At 51.2% G+C, this 18,396-nt stretch carries 17 protein-coding genes; all 17 read left to right on the top strand.

Features of this window, described 5'->3' with window-relative positions; translation table 11 throughout:
* The first annotated feature begins 33 nt into the window (after positions 1–33).
* The 17 genes from IEY24_RS24305 (at position 34) to IEY24_RS24225 (ending at position 18,340) form a co-directional block, all read left to right on the top strand.
* Entirely contained in the window at positions 34–1,476 is a 1,443-nt protein-coding gene (locus IEY24_RS24305; protein WP_188937380.1) for a phytoene desaturase family protein, read from the top strand.
* 16 nt (positions 1,477–1,492) lie between these two features.
* Positions 1,493–2,578: a formylglycine-generating enzyme family protein gene (locus IEY24_RS24300; protein WP_188937025.1), complete on the top strand. Its 1,086-nt coding sequence runs from the start codon at positions 1,493–1,495 to the stop codon at positions 2,576–2,578.
* A gap of 24 nt (positions 2,579–2,602) precedes the next feature.
* Positions 2,603–3,172, top strand: coding sequence for an RBBP9/YdeN family alpha/beta hydrolase (locus IEY24_RS24295; protein WP_188937022.1), 570 nt, complete (start codon positions 2,603–2,605; stop codon positions 3,170–3,172).
* A gap of 116 nt (positions 3,173–3,288) precedes the next feature.
* Complete coding sequence (locus tag IEY24_RS24290; protein WP_188937378.1) at positions 3,289–3,888, top strand: YceI family protein; 600 nt, start codon at positions 3,289–3,291, stop codon at positions 3,886–3,888.
* A 112-nt stretch (positions 3,889–4,000) separates the two neighbouring features.
* Positions 4,001–5,146 carry a beta-1,2-mannosidase gene (locus IEY24_RS24285; protein ID WP_188937020.1) on the top strand — a complete coding sequence of 382 codons (1,146 nt, stop codon included), beginning with the start codon at positions 4,001–4,003 and terminating at the stop codon, positions 5,144–5,146.
* 212 nt (positions 5,147–5,358) lie between these two features.
* Positions 5,359–6,099, top strand: a complete 741-nt coding sequence (locus IEY24_RS24280; protein ID WP_229223019.1) for a 3-keto-disaccharide hydrolase — start codon at positions 5,359–5,361, stop codon at positions 6,097–6,099.
* 45 nt (positions 6,100–6,144) lie between these two features.
* Complete coding sequence (locus IEY24_RS24275; protein WP_188937016.1) at positions 6,145–6,996, top strand: sugar phosphate isomerase/epimerase family protein; 852 nt, start codon at positions 6,145–6,147, stop codon at positions 6,994–6,996.
* Between the two features lie 26 nt (positions 6,997–7,022).
* Complete coding sequence (locus tag IEY24_RS24270) at positions 7,023–8,072, top strand: ThuA domain-containing protein (RefSeq protein WP_188937014.1); 1,050 nt, start codon at positions 7,023–7,025, stop codon at positions 8,070–8,072.
* Positions 8,073–8,101: 29 nt separating this feature from the next.
* The gene (locus IEY24_RS24265; RefSeq protein ID WP_188937012.1) at positions 8,102–8,929 is read left to right on the top strand and encodes a sugar phosphate isomerase/epimerase family protein; all 828 of its coding nucleotides are present in this window, start codon (positions 8,102–8,104) and stop codon (positions 8,927–8,929) included.
* A 9-nt stretch (positions 8,930–8,938) separates the two neighbouring features.
* Positions 8,939–9,751 (top strand): alpha/beta fold hydrolase, encoded by an 813-nt coding sequence (locus tag IEY24_RS24260; protein ID WP_188937010.1) that lies wholly within the window; start codon positions 8,939–8,941, stop codon positions 9,749–9,751.
* A gap of 87 nt (positions 9,752–9,838) precedes the next feature.
* Positions 9,839–10,930, top strand: a complete 1,092-nt coding sequence (locus IEY24_RS24255) for an aldose 1-epimerase family protein (protein ID WP_188937007.1) — start codon at positions 9,839–9,841, stop codon at positions 10,928–10,930.
* Between the two features lie 117 nt (positions 10,931–11,047).
* Positions 11,048–12,262: a class I mannose-6-phosphate isomerase gene (locus IEY24_RS24250; protein WP_188937005.1), complete on the top strand. Its 1,215-nt coding sequence runs from the start codon at positions 11,048–11,050 to the stop codon at positions 12,260–12,262.
* Between the two features lie 56 nt (positions 12,263–12,318).
* A complete protein-coding gene (locus IEY24_RS24245) occupies positions 12,319–13,353 on the top strand; it encodes a TIM barrel protein (RefSeq protein WP_188937003.1) in 1,035 nt (344 codons plus the stop codon).
* Between the two features lie 153 nt (positions 13,354–13,506).
* On the top strand, positions 13,507–14,667 hold the full coding sequence (locus IEY24_RS24240; protein WP_188937001.1) for a Gfo/Idh/MocA family protein: 1,161 nt from the start codon (positions 13,507–13,509) through the stop codon (positions 14,665–14,667).
* 75 nt (positions 14,668–14,742) lie between these two features.
* Entirely contained in the window at positions 14,743–16,245 is a 1,503-nt protein-coding gene (locus IEY24_RS24235; RefSeq protein ID WP_188936999.1) for a sugar ABC transporter ATP-binding protein, read from the top strand.
* 119 nt (positions 16,246–16,364) lie between these two features.
* Positions 16,365–17,297, top strand: a complete 933-nt coding sequence (locus tag IEY24_RS24230; RefSeq protein ID WP_188936996.1) for an ABC transporter permease — start codon at positions 16,365–16,367, stop codon at positions 17,295–17,297.
* 107 nt (positions 17,298–17,404) lie between these two features.
* Positions 17,405–18,340, top strand: a complete 936-nt coding sequence (locus tag IEY24_RS24225; protein ID WP_188936993.1) for a sugar ABC transporter substrate-binding protein — start codon at positions 17,405–17,407, stop codon at positions 18,338–18,340.
* Positions 18,341–18,396 lie beyond the last annotated feature (56 nt).

Below are 18,396 nucleotides of genomic sequence, written 5' to 3'. Positions count from 1 at the left end.
AGCGTGGCAGACACCCGAGTGGATATTCCAGGAGTGGGTACTCCCGAATACGATGCGATAGTGGTCGGCTCTGGTCCGAATGGGCTTGCGGCGGCCATTACCTTACAAGAGTCGGGGCTTTCGGTGTTGTTGATTGAAGGTAAAGAAACGATTGGCGGCGGTATGCGTACAGCGGAACTGACGTTGCCCGGTTACCGACACGACATTTGCTCGGCGGTTCACCCGATGGCATTGATGTCGCCTTTTTTTGCAAAGCTGCCGCTCGCGGATTTCGGGTTGACGTTCGTTCAACCGACTCACGACGCGGCACATCCGCTGGACGGAGGCAGGGTGGCAGTATTGGACCAATCGGTGGAATCGACGGCGGCGCAGCTGGGTGCGGATGGGAGTACTTACCGCAAATGGATGAGCAATTTGCTCGAATCGGTCCCGAAGTTGTTGCCGGATTTGCTAGGGCCGCTGCAATGGCCTGCCGAGCCTTTTCGCCTGGCAGGTTTTGGATTAGCAGCACTGCCCCCGGCGACCTGGACTGCCACGAAGTTCAAAACAGCGGAGGGACGTGCATTATGGGCCGGAATGGCAGCGCATTCGATCCAGCCGCTGGATAATATTGCCACGTCGGCGTTTGGTATCATGCTCATGGCGGCGGCACATATTAAAGGATGGGTGATTCCCGTAGGCGGAAGTCAAAGCATTGCGGACGCACTGGGGGCGTATTTTCAATCGCTCGGCGGAAAGATCCAAACAGGCTGGATGGTGGGCTCATTGAATGAACTTCCACCGGCGAAGGCGGTCTTAATGGATGTGACGCCGCGACAGCTGGTACGCATCGCGGGCGACAGGCTGAGTACTTCGTACAAACGTCGTCTCGAAACCTACCGGCAGGGTCCGGGGATTTTCAAGGTCGATTGGGCACTGGATGAGCCGATACCCTTTCAACGCGAGGAATGCAGGAGCGCAGGGACGGTGCATCTGGGGAATACATTCGAAGAAATTGTGCAGTATGAACGTAATGTAGGAAATGGCAAACGGGGCGAGAAACCTTTTGCCCTTGTAGCGCAGCAAAGTCTTTTTGATAAAACGCGCGCACCGGAAGGCAAGCATACGGCATGGGCCTATTGCCACGTACCCAACGGCGACGACCGCGATATGACCGACGCCCTGGAAAGCCAGATCGAACGCTATGCTCCGGGTTTCAGGGACGTGATCAAAGCAAAACACATTACCAATGCCAGCGCATTGGAACAATATAACCCGAATTACATCGGAGGTGATATCAACGGGGGTATTCAGGATATCTGGCAGTTGTATTCGCGGCCAGTACTGAGTATTTCGCCTTACCGGACGTCGGGCAGAGACATTTACATTTGCTCGTCGTCCACACCGCCGGGCGGGGGCGTACATGGGATGTGCGGGTACCACGCTGCGCGACAGGCTTTGAAGGATGTTTTTAAAGTAGAAGTAAAAAAAGGATAACCGAGTTTTCTGGAATATGGAGTTTTCAATAAAAGGTTTTTGCGGTCTGGTAGGAGCGATGGCTGTGACGTTGTGGAGCTGCGGAAGCAAACAAACCGCCGAAGAAAAACGCAAAGCCGACAGCCTGGCAGCCTGCATTGCCGACGGTATGCCTTCCCGCGCAGCCGCGATCCGCAGTGCAAGCCTGGTGACGGAAGGTGCCGGCGATAGTACCGGTATGGTGTGGATTCCCGGCGGAAAATTCCTGATGGGCGCCGACGAGTTTCCCGATGCGCGCCCGATGCACGAGGTAACCGTGAATGGCTATTATATCGATTCCCATGAGGTAACCAATGCCGAATTCGCCGCTTTTGTAAAAGCGACCAATTATAAAACCGTCGCCGAACGCCCATTGAACCCGGCCGATTATCCCGGTGTGCCGGCTGATAAGCTGGTTCCCGGCTCGGCGGTTTTTACGCCCACGCCTTCACGCGTGAGCCTGGATAACCCGCTGCAATGGTGGAATTACGTGGCCGGAGCCGACTGGGCACATCCCGAAGGACCTTCCAGCTCGATCAAAGGCCGTGAAAACTATCCGGTGGTACATGTTTCGTATGAAGATGCTTCCGCTTATGCAAAATGGGCAGGTAAGAGGCTCCCTACCGAAGCAGAATGGGAGTTTGCAGCACAGGGCGGGAAAGGCAATCACACCTATTACTGGGGCGACCAGCTAAAACCCGGCGGCAAATGGGTTGCGAATATTTATCAGGGAAGTTTCCCTGACAAGAATACCAAAGAAGACGGCCATCTTACGGCAGCGCCCATTAAGTCCTTCCCTTCGAATCCTTACGGGCTTTACGACATGGACGGCAATGTCTGGGAATGGTGCGAGGACTTGTATCGTCCCGATTATTACCAGAAAAGTCCCACCGCTAACCCGAAAGGGCCGTCGGATAGCTACGACCCCGACGAGCCCGGCGCAGTGAAACGCGTCCAGCGCGGAGGCTCGTTCCTTTGCAGCGACGACTATTGCATTCGTTATAAAGCCGGAAGCCGCGGCAAGGGCGAAGTGACGAGCGGGAGCAACAATCTTGGTTTCCGTTGTGTAATGGATAAAAAATGATGTGATCATCAAATCGATAGTATTATGAGTACGCGCTTTCTGACCGTACCGGGGCTGGCGAGCTCGGGCTCGCAGCATTGGCAGACCATCTGGGAAGAGCAATATCCACACCGTTTCGACCGCGTACAGCAGGAGAACTGGGACTGGCCGGTGAAAGAGGACTGGGTTGCGCAGCTTCAAAAGCAGGTCGGCGAACTCACCGAGCCGACGATCCTCATTGCGCATAGCCTGGGATGCATTACCGTGGCGCATTGGGCGCAGGAATTTAGTTCGGAGCTGATCAAGGGCGCATTATTAGTGGCCCCGGCCGATGCCGAACTTTCGAAAAGATTGAATTTTGTCGTCGGGTTTACGCCCATACCTGTGCGTACGATCCCTTTCAAAACGATTGTGGTAGCGAGTACGAACGACATTTACGCGACAATAGGCCGGTCAAAAGTATTTGCCGCGAACTGGGGAAGCGATTTCGTCAATGTGGGCAAAAAGGGACATATCAATGCCGTATCGGGGCTCGAAGACTGGGTCGATGGTAAGAAGATATTGGAGCGCTTTGATGACGTAAAATTGCTGGAAAGCGAAGCAACGCGCTCCTGACAAACGACGTATAGGATTGTTAAAGCCTGTTAATGATTTGTTAAGTACTTTTTATTCTTTATATCTTTCAAAACAATTCTTCTACACTTTAAACGATTGAAATTATTATGAAAAGAATGTTTGTACTCGCAGCAGCTGGTTTGCTTTTCAATGTTGCTGCAATTGCCAACGGTCCTGGAAAGAATGCTGCCGACAAAACTTTGAAGGTGGATCCCAAGGCAAGCACTATTAATTGGGGCGCTAAAAAAGTGACAGGAACGCATGCCGGAACTGTGCCTCTGGAAAGCGGCACACTCGTGGTGGATAACGACAAGCTCAAAGGAGGTAGTTTTGTGGCCGACATCAAATCACTCGTTGTGACCGATGTGACCGACAAGGAAATGAACGGCAAGCTTACCAATCACCTCAAAAGCGACGACTTTTTCTCAGTTGAAAAACACCCGCAGGCTAAGCTCGTGATTTCTACCGTGACGCCAAAAGGCGGAAATGCATATGATGTAACCGGCAAGCTGACGATCAAAGGGATTACCCAGGATGTGAAATTCCCGGCAACCGTTACAGCCGATGCTAAAAAGGTGACTGCCAACGCGAAAGTAGCGATCGATCGTACCAAATACGATATCAAATTCCGCTCGACCAACTTCTTCGAAAACCTCGGAGACAAGGCGATCGAAAATGATTTTACACTCGATGTAAATCTGGTAGCGAACAAATAATCAACGCATATTTAAAAGGCATGAAATCCGGTTTGAGCAATCAGACCGGATTTTTTATTGCCCGCAGAGCCTTATATTTGAGAGGTATGATTTGATAACTGATAGAAAATCTATGAAAAATTTTATCGCCGGCCTGGCTATATGCACATCGATCTTCACAGGGCAGACATTTGCCCAAACCGAAAACAAACTACCCGATTGGACTATCGGTGGTTTCAAACGACCAGCCGGCGTGAATCCCGTGATATCTCCCGACAGCACCTCGCATTTCTTTTGCCCTATGAAAAAGCGGCATGTCGATTGGGAGTCGAATGATACATTCAATCCCGCTGCGGCTATCAAAAACGGCAAGATCGTGGTGCTCTACCGCGCGGAGGATAAGGCCGGCAAGGCGATTGGTATGCGTACTTCGCGCCTCGGCTACGCCGAAAGTGAGGATGGGATCCATTTCAAAAGGAGAAAAGAACCGGTGCTGTTTCCTGCTGAGGACAGTCAGAAGGCTAATGAATGGCCCGGCGGCTGCGAAGACCCGCGTGTGGCTGTAACAGAAGATGGGTTGTACGTCGTGATTTATACCCAATGGAACAAGGACAAGGCGCGCCTTGGAGTCGCTACGTCCCGCGATTTGCTCAAATGGGAGAAATATGGGCCCGCTTTCAGGGAGGCCTATCATGGCAAGTTCAACAACATTTGGACAAAATCCGGCTCTATTGTGACCAAATTGGTTGGAGATAAGCAGGTGATCGCAAAAATAAACGGCAAATACTGGCTCTATTTTGGAGAGGCAAATGTGAATATAGCCACCTCCACCGACCTCATCAACTGGGAACCGGTGGTCGATAGCAAAGGCGAGCTCGTCAATCTGATTTCGCCAAGAAAAGGTTACTTCGACAGCAACCTCACCGAATGCGGCCCCCCGGCCATCCTGACCGACAAGGGAATTGTATTACTTTATAATGGTAAAAACGACAAAGGCGAAGACGGCGACAAACGTTTTACGCCGAACAGCTACTGCGCCGGTCAGGTATTGTTTGATAAAAATGACCCTACCAAAGTCCTTGCACGCCTCGATGCGCCGTTTTTCCGCCCGATGGAACCGTTCGAAAAGAGCGGCCAGTACGTAGCAGGGACGGTTTTCATTGAAGGAATGGTGTATTACAAAAAGAAATGGCTCCTCTACTATGGCTGCGCCGATTCACGCGTAGGAGTGGCGGTATACGATCCCGCTGCCAAAACCCCTGGCGATCCGCTGCCCTAATGCGTTGGTACGAAGCAAGAGCTTCGCGCCGGTAGCAGGTCAGTACAGGATAGTCCATCAGATATTTTTAGGAATTTTTGGATATTAATTTCTGCTTTTTTAAGAGGAGGTTGATGCCCCAATAATTCTTGAAGTAAGGGAAGTCAGTTGTTCAGAAGTCACTAAACCTATAAATGCGATCAAAAATGAGTTTCAGATTTATCAAGGCCGGAATGCTTCTGGCCGCCGTGATGACCCTCACCAGCCAGGTCGATACTTTTGCCCAAAAAGCCGAAAAAGGCTTTAAATCCATCTTCGACGGAAAAACACTGAAAGGCTGGGACGGGGATCCGAAATACTGGCGTGCCGAAAACGGCTCCCTCGTGGGGGAAATAACTCCTGAAACGCTTTTAAAAACCAACTCATTCATCATTTGGAAAGGCGGCGAGCCGGGAGATTTCGAATTAAAGGGCTCCTTCAAGATCGCGGCTGCCGGTAACTCCGGTATCAACTACCGCAGCGAACAGTTGACCGACGTACCTTTTGCATTGAAAGGCTACCAGGCCGATATCGATGGCAAAAACAACTACACCGGCCAGAACTACGAAGAGCGCAAGCGTACCACATTGGCCTACCGCGGCCAGAAAACGGTCATCAAGGAATATACAGGCGAAAAAACACCGGAAGCTATCCGCAAGAACGTGGCGAGAAATGCTTGGACAGGCTTCGAAGTGGTAGGCTCGCTCGGTTCTTCCGATTCTTTGAAGACATTGATCAAAAGTGAAGATTGGAATACTTTCCACCTCGTAGTGAAGGGAAATCATCTCCAACACTACATCAATGGCGTCCTCATGAGTGATGTTACCGACAATGACACGGTAAATGGAGCCAAAAAAGGCCTTTTAGGTGTACAGGTACATGTAGGCCCACCAATGAAAGTGGAATACAAAGACCTGCGCATCAAACAATATTAATCAAACATCTGCTGTCGGCTGTTGGCCGTCGGCTTAATGCCTACTATGAATAAAATCGGATTTAATGTGCTGGCCTGGACGGCGGCAGTTTCGGATGACTTGTTTCCGATCATCGAACGACTGAAAACGATTGGGTACGACGGTGTCGAGTTCTATTTAGGCCCCCAGGAAGCCGCGGCTTACCAACGGATGGGCAGTTTTGTGAAAGACTTGGGCCTTGAAACTACGGCGGTAATGACGGTCGGTGCCGACGAAAATCCGGTGAGCGAATCAGCGGAGGTTCGGGGAAGAGCTTTGGACAAAATCAAATGGGCTGTTGACCGTGCCCATGACCTGAATTCCAAAGTCATTTGCGGACCTTTCCACTCGGCACATACTGTTTTTGTAAACCGCCCGGCCGAAGATCGGGAATATGCATTGGCGGGTGAAGTTTTGAATGCGGCTGCCGATTACGCCGCACAGGCCAACATCACATTTGCCCTCGAAGCGCTTAACCGTTTCGAATGCTACCTGTGCAATACCATGGAGCAGCTGCTCAAACTCGTAAAGGCCGCAGACCATCCGAATGTTCGGGCGATGTTCGACACCCACCATTCCAATATCGAGGAGAAAAGCTATTTGAGTGGCTTGCAGACGATCGCACCGGTGCTGGCGCACGTACACATCAGTGAGAACGACCGCGGCACGCCGGGAACCGGGCAGGTGAAGTGGGATGATGCTTTCGCGGCGCTGGCGGCTATTAAATACGATGGCTGGCTGACGATCGAGGCATTTTCGCGGAACGATCCCGGTTTTGCGAATGCAATCGGCGTGTGGCGAGAATTCAATGAGCCGTGGGACATTGCCGAAAACGGCTACAAATTTATCCGCGAAATGGGCCTGAAACACGGGCTTTGATCAACCACCTTTTTTAGTCCGGGTTTATGAAGAATCTATTGAAATCAATGCTGGCGTTCGGCATTGCACTGATCACTTTCGGCTCCAATGCACAGGACGATCCCGCGAAACACCGGGTCGTGTACAAAGGCGACAAAGGGCCGGGGGTGGGTAAAAACATCGTTTTTATTGCCACCGACCACGAATACCGCGGCGAAGAATCGCTTCCCGCACTGGCGCGGATTATGGCCAGGCGCTACGGGTTCACGTGTACGGTCGTGTACGCGCTCGACTCGAATGGCTACATTTACCCGGGTAGTTCCAATGTAAAAGGCCTCGACGTGCTCGATAAGGCCGACTTGATGGTGCTTTTTATGCGTTTCGCGCATTTCGAAGACAAGGAAATGCAGCATTTCGAGAACTACCTCAAACGAGGAGGGCCCATCGTAGCGTTCCGCACGTCGACACATGCATTTGAAATTAAAAATGACCCGAAATGGGAGCATTATACCTGGAACTATAAGGGGCCAAAAACGGAATGGAAAGACGGTTTCGGCGAACATATTTTGGGTGAAACCTGGGTGTCGCATTATGGGACGAACCATAAGCAATCCTCTAAAATCGTCATCGACGAAACACAGACGAAGCATCCGATCATGCGGGGCGTGAAGGATATGTGGGTTCAGTCGGGAGGTTATACGGCAGCGCCCAAAGGAACTGTGCTGGCAAAAGGCCAGGTGCTGAATGGCATGACCGCCGATTCGCCTGCCGATCCGACGAAAGAACTGCTACCGGTTGCCTGGATTCGCGATTATCAAATGGAGGGAGGCCGGAAAGGCCGCGCCTTCACCACGACGCATGGCGCGTCCGAGGATTTGTTGAATGAAGGTTTCAGAAGGATGATCGTGAATGCGATGTTCTGGGGGCTGGGGCTTGAAAATGCTATCAAACCGAATAACGACATTGCATTTGTGGGCCCTTACAAGCCTACTACATTCAATTTCAGCGGGTACAAAGCGAATGTGAAGCCCTCCGATCTGGCTGGTTGGGATTCGCTGATCATGCCGGGCGAGGTAGTGAAAAAGAAGTCGAAGTGATTTTTATGTAATTGAAAATAAACTTTTTAATGTCTCAGCAACTTCCATTTCGCTTTGGATCAGAGGTTTACACCTGGTTCATGAGCAACAGCGGCCAAACACACCAGGGCCGGTTAGGACACATGATCGAAGTCATCGCCAAAGCGGGCTTTACCGGTATTCAACCTATTTTTACCTGGATGGGCGATCTTCAGGACCCTGATCTGCTCGAAGCCAAACTGAAAGAACAAGGTATCGAACTCGCCGCATTGGCCCTCGCACTGGACTGGAACGAGTCCGAAGAGACCGAACGCGAACGCGAAGTGGCGGACCACGCCATCCGTGTGCTGCAACGCTTCCCGGGTGCGGTTTTGAACACAGTACAGATCCCGGCCGGCAGGCATAACATCGAAGAGCGCCAAAAGCGCCTCGTGAACATCGTCAACACCGTTTCGCGCCGTGCCGCCGACAAAGGCGTGCCTTGTAGCTACCATCCGAACTCGCCGCATACCTCCATAATCCGTACCGAGGAAGATTACAAGATCGTTCTTGAAGGCCTGGATGCGTCGGTAACCGGTTGGACGCCCGATGTAGGCCATATCATCAACGGTGGCATGGATCCGCTCACGAAAATGAAGGAATATCAGTCGCTGATCAACCATGTGCATTATAAGGACTGGGACGGCAACCCTGAGTTTACATTAATGGGTAATGGTAAGGTAGATCTGCCCGGCGTAACCCAGTGGCTGAAAGACATCAATTACAAAGGCTGGATCATCTGCGAAGATGAAGGCGAGGAAGCCCTCGAAGACCCCGATTTCGTGACATTGCACGACGGGAAGTGGATTCAGCAGGAGTTGATTCCGGCACTAAAATAGCATCTCCCCATGCCCACAATAAAAACCAACGGTATCAACTTTTACTACGAAGAACGCGGTTCCGGCGAGCCTCTGCTCCTGATTATGGGCATAACGGCGCCGGGCGCGGTATGGAATGTGCATCTTGCCGACTGGAAGCATCATTTCCGCTGCATTATCGGCGATAATCGTGGTGTAGGGCTGACAGATAAACCGGCCGGACCGTATTCTACCGAGCAAATGGCGGATGACTATGCCGGCTTACTCGATTCTTTGGGTTTGGAAAACGTGCATGTGATCGGTTGCTCCATGGGTAGTACCATCGCGCAGCAACTTGCGATAAGGCATCCTCACAAGGTCAAATCGCTCGTGTTAATGTGCCCGTGGGCGCGTTGCGACAATTATGCCAAGGGCCTTTTCCAACATATTATGAATGCCAAGGCCCGTTTCAGGCCGGAGGAGTTCAGCTTGTATATTCAGTTGCTGATCTTTTCGAAATCGTCGTGGGACGATGCGAAACAACACGAGGACCTCGAAAATGGCCGTAGTGTAGATGCATTCAACCCATTCCCGCAGCCATTGCACGGATTGGAGGGGCAGGCGGCTGCCTGCATTAACCACAATGCATTGCCGGAACTGGGTAAGATCAACGCCCCGACACTGGTCATAGGCGGCAGGGAGGATATTTTTACGCCGGTATGGATGGCGGAAGAGGTCGCCGGTGGCATTCCGGGTGCCGAGCTGTTTTTGTACGACAAGCTCGGGCACGCGTTCCATTTTGAGAATACAGAAGATTTCAATGCAAGAGTGAGAAACTGGCTGACTAGCGCACCGGTAGCCTGACCTCCCATTTTTTGAGTTAAAAGCATTAAAGCCAGGCATTTTGCGCCTTTTTGAGGTTTAGATAATTAGTAGTTTAATTAAGATATAATGGAGATCGGCGATTCGAAAGGCATTGAAAAGCTAGTGGAAGACTGGAAAGTAAAAGTTTCGAACCACGCACAAGTAGGCGGTATCGAAACTTCAGTGCTGGACAATGGCGCTGGTCGCGGTACCCGCATTGCGTGGATCAATACCGGGGGCGGTTTGCGCTTTAAGGTGGTGATCGACAGGGCGATGGATATTGCCGAGGCGTTTTATAACCAGCATAGCCTTGCGTGGATCAGTCACGGCGGCATTACCTATCCGCAACCGTTTTCTGACAAAGGCATTGACTGGCTCCGCACATTTGGCGGCGGGCTGCTTACTACTTGTGGCCTCTCACACGCGGGCGGGCCGGAGTCTGACGGTTTCGGCGACCGCGGATTACATGGTTTGATCGGTAATCAGCCTGCGGAAATCGTTTCGATCGTTCAGCCAGACTTGCGCGCTGGGAAATACGATATGAGCATTACCGGCATTATCCGTGAAACGCGGCCTTTCGGACCAAGTTTGGAATTGAAAAGAACGATTTCAGCCACGTTGGGAGAGCCAAAACTGCGCATTCACGATGAGGTGATCAACAAAGCCAATACCGCCACGCCGCATATGTTGCTGTACCATTTTAATTTCGGATGGCCGATCGTGGACGAGGGTACCGACATTCTCTGGAATGGCCAATGGCGCCCGCGCTTTGAAGAGAATGCCAAGATTTTCAAAGAAGGTAATGCATTCAAAAAAGCCCCGGCACCGCTGGAAAGCCACTTGGGAAGCGGAGAAGAAGTAGCCTTAATTGATGTGGACGCCGACATTTTCGGAGATAGCATTTGTGGATTGCACAATGCGAAGCTCGGATTGGCCGTGGCATTGAAATTCAAAAAAGAACAGTTGCCCTGGCTGGCCAACTGGCAACATTGGGGCAAAGGGGAATACGTAACGGGTATCGAGCCGAGTACGCACCCGCTTTCCGGGCAGGCCAAGGCAAGGGAAGACGGAACGTTGATTTTTCTGGAACCGGAAGAAACGCGGGAATATGATCTGGAACTGAGCGTATTGACTGCGAGGGAAGAAATCGAAGAATTTGAATTAAAGGTGAATGTGTAGCGATACTGTCCCCCTGAGCGGCCCGGTCCGCTCAGGACGACAAGAACGACAGTACATTAACACACAGTGAAAATTTTAACTAAGTATACCAAAAACCAATTCTTTAATACAAAAACAATGGGACTTTCAAGTATAGCTGAGAAGGCGTTGGAGCAGGGGAAGGGAATTTTACGTCTGGCTCCGACATGGGTGCCGCGTTCGTTTTGCGTTCCTGGCCGCAGGATCAAGTTGCACCCCGACGATTATTACGTGCTGGGTGGAGAGCGTGGTGGTATCGATGAGCGCTGGTTGTCATCCACAACTCCTGCGGAAAACGGGCCGCTTACAGGTGAAAATGAAGGTTTGAGCCAAATCGTTTTGGAAGATGAATCAGGGATTCAAAAAGTGACATTGCGGGACGCGGTAGAAGAGCTGAAAGGTCAGATTATAGGCGACAGACTTTGGGATCAATACAAGAGCTGGCCCATGTACTCCAAGTTTTTTGACAATATGGGGCCACTTCCGCATCACATTCACCACAGAGATGAGCACGCCGCTATGGTGGGCCAGAATGGAAAGCCGGAAGCCTACTATTTCCCGCCTCAACTGAACAATCACGGTGGTGATTTTCCATACACATTCATCGGAATCGCTCCCGGTACAACCAAAGAGCAGATCAAAGAATGTCTGATGAACTTCACCAAAGGTGACAACAAGATTACCAATTACTCCCAGGCGTTTCGTCTGGAGCCGGGAACAGGCTGGGATGTGCCTCCTGGCATGTTGCATGCGCCGGGTAGCTTGTGTACCTATGAGCCTCAAAAAGCATCGGATATTTTTGCGATGTATCAATCGCTTGTCAACGAGGCGGTGATTCCGGAAGAGTTGCTTTGGAAAGGAACGCCGAAAGACAGAATAGGCGATTATGACCTGTTGATGGAAGTGATCGACTGGGATTTGAACGTAAATCCTAATTTAATGGAGAAGCATTTCATGCGCCCCAAACCGGTAAAAGATGTCGCTGTGATGGCCGAAGAAGGATATAGCGAAAACTGGATTTGCTATAAAAACGAGGCTTACAGTGCCAAGGAACTTACCGTTTTTCCAGGACAGACTGTTACCATTACTGACGCTGCTGCATACGGAATGATTGTAATGCAGGGACATGGAAAATTCGGTGTGTGGGATATCGAAACCCCTGCATTGATCCGCTATGGACAGTTAACCAACGACGAGTACTTCGTAAGCGAAGCTGCTGCGGTCGAAGGCGTAGTGATCAGCAACCCTTCGAAAACAGATCCTATTGTGATCTTGAAGCACTTCGGTCCGGGCAACCCTGACCTAGTATTGTAAATAAACTTCGGCTTTCGGCCGACGGCCGAAGTCCCCCACCATAAATTCCTCAAACCATGCCTGAAAATAATTTCCCTAAACTCCACAACGCCACATGGCCTGGCATCGTGGGCAAAGGTTCTGATTCGGAACCGATCATTCCTTTTGATACGCTTTTGGAAAAAACTGCCGCTGCCGAGGTGGACGGTGTGAAATTCGACGGTGTCGATATCGGTCTTTTCGACGAGCATATTGGTGAATATCTGAATAGCGCCGACGGTGGTAAACGCCTGGCGGATAAGCTGGCTGGGTATAACCTCGAAGCCGGCAGCCTTGTAGCCAACGTTTGGGCTGGTTCTGCAATGGGCAGCAAGGAGGCACGCGATACGTTTGTGGAGCAGGTCCGCAAGGCATGTGAATTTGGGAAGCAACTCCGTGATGCCGGTGTAAGGCAGGGAGGCGTAATCCGCATCGATTCGGCTTCTTCGCCGGAAGCATGGTCGGCTGATCCCACAGGTAATACCAAGCAAATTGCCGAGACTTTCAGACGTGCTGCCGACGTTGCCGCTGATTTCGGTGAAAGGCTGGCTGCGGAGGGGGAAATCTGCTGGGGTGGTATGCATAGCTGGAAAGCTATGATCGATACGCTCGAAGCGACAGACCGCCCGAATGTAGGTTTCCAAGCCGATATGTCACATACATTCCTTTATTTGCTCGGCTACAATGCACCGGAAGATCGTATTTTGCCCGCAGATTTCCAGTGGAACGACCGGGCCACATTGGATGAAGCCTTCAAGAAAATGACCGCTGCGCTTCGTCCGTGGACCATCGATTTCCACGTAGCACAAAACGACGGCACCGTTCACGGCACCGGTTCGCACGACAAAACCGGCCGCCACTGTCTGGCTACCGATCCAAACGGCAAGCTCGACATCGTGCACCACGCCGGATTCTGGCTCCGCGACGAAAAAGGCGAACCTACGAGAGCGTTCCGCCATATTTGCTGGGATGGCTGCATGTTCCCCAACGAGGTAATGTACAAGCAGCAAACCTGGAACGACATCCTCGCTGCGCTCGTGAAAGTGCGCAATGCGCATGGGTGGGTAGCGTAATGGTTTTCGATTACAGACCATAGACCGCCGACCATGGGGCATGATATGGACTAGCAAACGCATGGTCTATGGTCCATCGTCCATGGTCAAAAGTATATTCCAAAAACCTAGGGCCCGAAGCGAATCGCTTAAAGCCCCAACCAACAAAACCTTATGTCAGAAAAAAAGCAAATTCGTGTAGCACTGATCGGTTCCGGTTTGATGGGCCGCACGCATACCAATGGTTATAAAAGGATCGGGGACTTTTTTCCTGAGCTCGAATACCGCCCGGTGCTGGCGGCTGTTTGCTCCCGTAACGAGGAGAAAGTGAAGGCCTTCGCCGAGCAGTGGGGATACGAATCGTACGAAACCGACTGGCGCAGGATCATCGAGCGCGACGATATCGACGCGGTGGATATTTGTACACCGAATGATACCCACGCCGAGATCGCATTGGCGGCGGCTGCGAAGGGAAAAATGATCCTTTGCGAAAAGCCTCTCGCACGTACGCTCGCGGAAGCGAAGGCAATGGTGGAAGCCATTGAAAAAGCGGGAGTTAAAAATACTGTCTGGTACAACTACCGCCGCGTTCCGGCCGTGACCTTGGCGAAGCAAATTGTGGATTCAGGTAAACTGGGACGTATTTTCCATTACCGCGCGAACTTCCTGCAAGACTGGACGATCAGCCCGGATGTGCCGCAAGGTGGAACCGCTACCTGGCGCCTCGACGTGGACGCAGCAGGCTCCGGCGTAACCGGCGATTTGCTGGCGCATTGTATCGACACAGCAATGTGGATCAATGGCGGTATCAAGGACGTTTCGGCCGTGGCTGAGACATTCATCAAAGAGCGTAAGCACACCGGAACCGGCGAGGTTCAGAAAGTGGGCATCGACGACGCTTGTATCTTCCACTGCCATTTCGACAATGGCTCACTTGGCCTTTTTGAGTCTACGCGTTACGCACGCGGCCATAAGGCGCTTTATACTTTTGAAATCAACGGTGAACATGCATCGATTCGCTGGGACCTGCATGATCTGAACCGCCTGGAATACTTCGATCACAACGACGAGTCGATCGTTCGCGGATGGAGATCGATCCTTGTCACCGACAGCGATCAGCCTTACATGAAAAGATGGTGGATTCCCGGGACCAGCATTGGTTACGAGCATTCGTTCATCCACCAGGCAGCCGATTTCTTCGAAAGCCTGCAAACCGGCAAGCCTTGTTCACCGACTTTCCGTGACGCTTACGAAACACAGAAAGTGTGTGAAGCGGTATTGGATTCGGCGGCTTCCAAAAGCTGGAAAGATACCGGCGTACATTGGGAAGGCTAATCCAATAACGCATTCATAATCTGAGGCTTTGACCATTCCTGCGGGATAGGTTAAAGCCTCAGTTTCGATACTGCTATGTCCGACTACATTCTGAGGATTAAGGGAATTTCCAAGTCATTCTCCGGTGTGAAAGCGCTGGACAATATCCATTTTGACCTGATAAAAGGCGAAGTACATGCCTTAATGGGTGAAAATGGGGCCGGGAAATCGACGTTCATGAAAATACTGATCGGATTGGTTGCGCCCGATTCGGGGGAGGTTTTGCTGGAAGGCGAAAACCTGATCGGTAACAATGTAAATGAGACTTTGAAAAAAGGTATTTCCATGATCCATCAGGAAATCCTGATTATTCCCGAACTGACCGTGGCACAGAATATTTTCCTGGGAAGGGAAAGGGAGGTTTCTGGTAAAAAAGGACTGCTTTCCGGCTGGTTGAATGATTCGGAAATAAACCAGCGAGCGGGCGCATTGCTTGACCGGATGGGTGTTGACATCGCGCCAAAGACGAAAATGAAACACCTCAGCGTGGCGCAAATGCAGATGGTCGAGATTGCGAAGGCTGTTTCGAACGACGCGAAAGTAATCATCATGGATGAGCCTACTTCGGCTATTTCAGATAAGGAAGTCGGTACATTATTCCAGATTATCCGTGATCTGAAAGCGCAGGGTGTTAGTATTATTTACATTTCCCACAAAATGGATGAGATATTCCAGATTTCGGATACCATTAGCGTGCTCCGGGATGGGAAATACATCGGCACGAAAAGTGCCGCCGATCTGGATCAGAATGCATTGATCGCCATGATGGTGGGAAGAGAAATAGATCAGATGTTTCCGGAAGCAACGCAGCCGGCAGGGGGGGAAGTACTTTCGGTGCAGAACCTGGGCAGGGCTGGTAAGTTTTCAAATATCAGTTTTGAAGTAAAATCCGGCGAAATACTGGGGTTAGCGGGGCTGATGGGTGCGGGAAGAACTGAAATAGCGAGAGCAATATTCGGGCTGGATCAATGGGATGAGGGAGAGATCTCGATCAAACAATCGCCGTTTTGCGCACGTACGCCACGCGAGGCCATCGACCGGGGAATCGGATATGTGAGCGAGGACAGGAAAGGACTTGGGTTTATTCCAAGGATGTCGGTAAAGAGCAATATCACACTTTCGAGCATGAAAAATCACCGCAAAGGCGGTTTTATCAATACACACAGCGAACAATCGGTCACCGAAAAAATGATTGCCGATTTGAAGATTAAGACAGCCGGGGCTGATCAGCACGTCACTTATTTGAGTGGAGGGAACCAACAGAAAGTCGTTATCGGCAAAGTACTGCTTGCCTCGCCTGAGATCATTATCCTCGACGAGCCAACCCGCGGCGTGGACGTAGGGGCCAAGTTTGAAATTTACAAACTGATCCGCAGCCTGGCCGATCGGGGCATGGCGATCATCATGATATCATCGGAGCTGCCGGAAATCCTGGGACTCAGCGACCGGATTCTGGTTTTATCCAAAGGAAAACAAACCGCGCTGCTTTCCAGGGCGGAAGCGACGCAGGAGTTGATTATGCGGTATGCGGTAGCGTGAGCGGAGTGGCGACGGCCGACCACTGACCGCCGACATGTAATGCAGATTACATACGAATCGAAATTTAAAAGAAGCAAACGGCGGTCAAACCGAACCACGGCACAATACCCAACAAACGAATGAACAAGCTCTCCAAATTAGGCCAGTACGGCATCTTTTTCGCATTTGCATTGATATGCCTGGTGCTGGCGTTGAGTACGCCGAAGTTTTTTACCGTTTCGAACCTGCTGATCATTGGTAATCAGGTGTCAATCAACGCATTATTAGCATTTGGTGTCACTTTTGTGATCATCACCGGGGGAATCGACCTTTCGCTTGGCTCGATGGTAGCGGTAACAGGCGTAGCCGCCGCGACATTCGCTCACCCCGATACTTATCCGCTCGTGGTGCCGCTGCTCGTCGGACTGGGAGCCGGCTCTGCCATGGGTGCATTCAACGGGCTGGTGGTTACCAAAAGCAAAGTCCCTCCATTCATAGTTACGCTCGGAACGATGACAATCGGGCGAGGGCTCGCATTGATTCTCAGTAAGGGAAGGCCGGTATCAAATCTTTCCGATTCATTCAATTTCATCGGAGGAGGTAATATTGGCGGAATTCCATTTCCTATCATTATTCTGCTCATTGCATTCGCGGTATGTTCGGTTATTTTGAATAAAACGATTCTCGGACGCTATATGTACGCGGTAGGGGGCAACGAGCCTGCTGCGCGTGCGTCAGGTATACGTGTGAGCCGTGTCAAGATGTGGGTATATACGATTTGCGGGCTGCTTTCTGCGTTAGGAGGTATTTTGCTTACGTCGCGCATCACGACTGGTCAGCCCAATGCCGGTGCCGGCTTCGAGCTGGATGCTATCGCGGCTGCGATAATCGGCGGTACCAGCACCTCGGGCGGCACGGGAACCATGACAGGCACATTGATCGGCGCCTTGCTGATAGGAGTAATCAGCAACAGCCTCGATTTGCTGAATGTAACCTCCTATTACCAGCAGGTGGTAATGGGTGTGATCATTATCGGCGCCGTGGTGCTGGATGGGGTTGGGAAGAAGGATTGATTGAAGGAGGAAAGGTGGGGGAGGGAAGAAGGGGAGGATGGAGAAGTGGGATTTGAAAATGATTTTAATATTAAAACATAAACTGACGGGCTACCGCTGATAACTCTATGAAACGCAACGCAATTTTCGCAACATTCATCGCGACAGTCCTTTTGGCGGGCTGTAATCAATCGTCTGACAAAGAGACGGGATCGGATGGAGGGAAAAAACTGGTGATCGGCGCTACGATGCTGAGCATGCAGAATGAGTTTATCGTGAATGTGAGCGACGCAATGGAGGCGAAGGCGAAGGAGATGGGCGTAGAATTGATCACCGTCGACGCCGAGCGCTCTGCGTTGAAGCAGGTGGAGCAGGTGGAAAGCTTTATCGGCCAGGGAGTGGACGCGATTATCATGAATCCCTGCGAAGTGGAAGCAAGCTCGCCGGCGATCAAACTGGCGATGGATGCGAAGATTCCCATTATCAATGTCAATTCCGAAACTTCTGCCAAGCCCACGGCATTTGTAGGCTCGGATGATACCGAGTCGGCGCGCATAGCCATGAAATACATTGCCGAAAAGCTGGGAGGAAAAGGCAACGTGCTGATGATACACGGCTTCATGGGCCAGGCCGCGCAGATCCGGCGCGATAACGGGGCGAAGGAAATCCTGAAAGCCAATCCAGGCCTCAAACTGCTCGCCGAGCAAACCGGCGAATGGGACCGCGCCAAGGGAATGTCCCTCACAGAAAACTGGATCCAATCCTACGGCGATAAAATCAACGCCATTTTTGCTCAAAACGACGAAATGGGCATGGGTGCCGTGAAAGCACTGGAAGCCGCAGGCTTAAAAGGCAAAGTACTAGTGGTTAGCGTAGACGCTATTCCGGATGCATTACAAGCTGTAAAAAAGGGAACCTTGGACGCCACAGTTTTCCAGAATGCCAAAGAACAGGGCGGAAAAGCGATAGAAACGGCAGTGAAAGCAGCTAAAAAAGAGGCATTTGATAAGGAGGTGATTATTCCTTTTCAGCTGGTGACGAAGGAGAATGTGGGGGAGTTTTAAAAGAAAAACATTCATAACCTGGACCGAAGATAGGAGATAAATCCGCGCCTTCCAGA

Origin of the sequence: Dyadobacter endophyticus (assembly GCF_014641595.1) — a bacterium.
Lineage (GTDB): Bacteria > Bacteroidota > Bacteroidia > Cytophagales > Spirosomataceae > Dyadobacter > Dyadobacter endophyticus.
The sequence above is the reverse complement of the archived record's forward strand: the minus strand, read 5'-3'. Positions and strand labels throughout refer to the sequence as shown.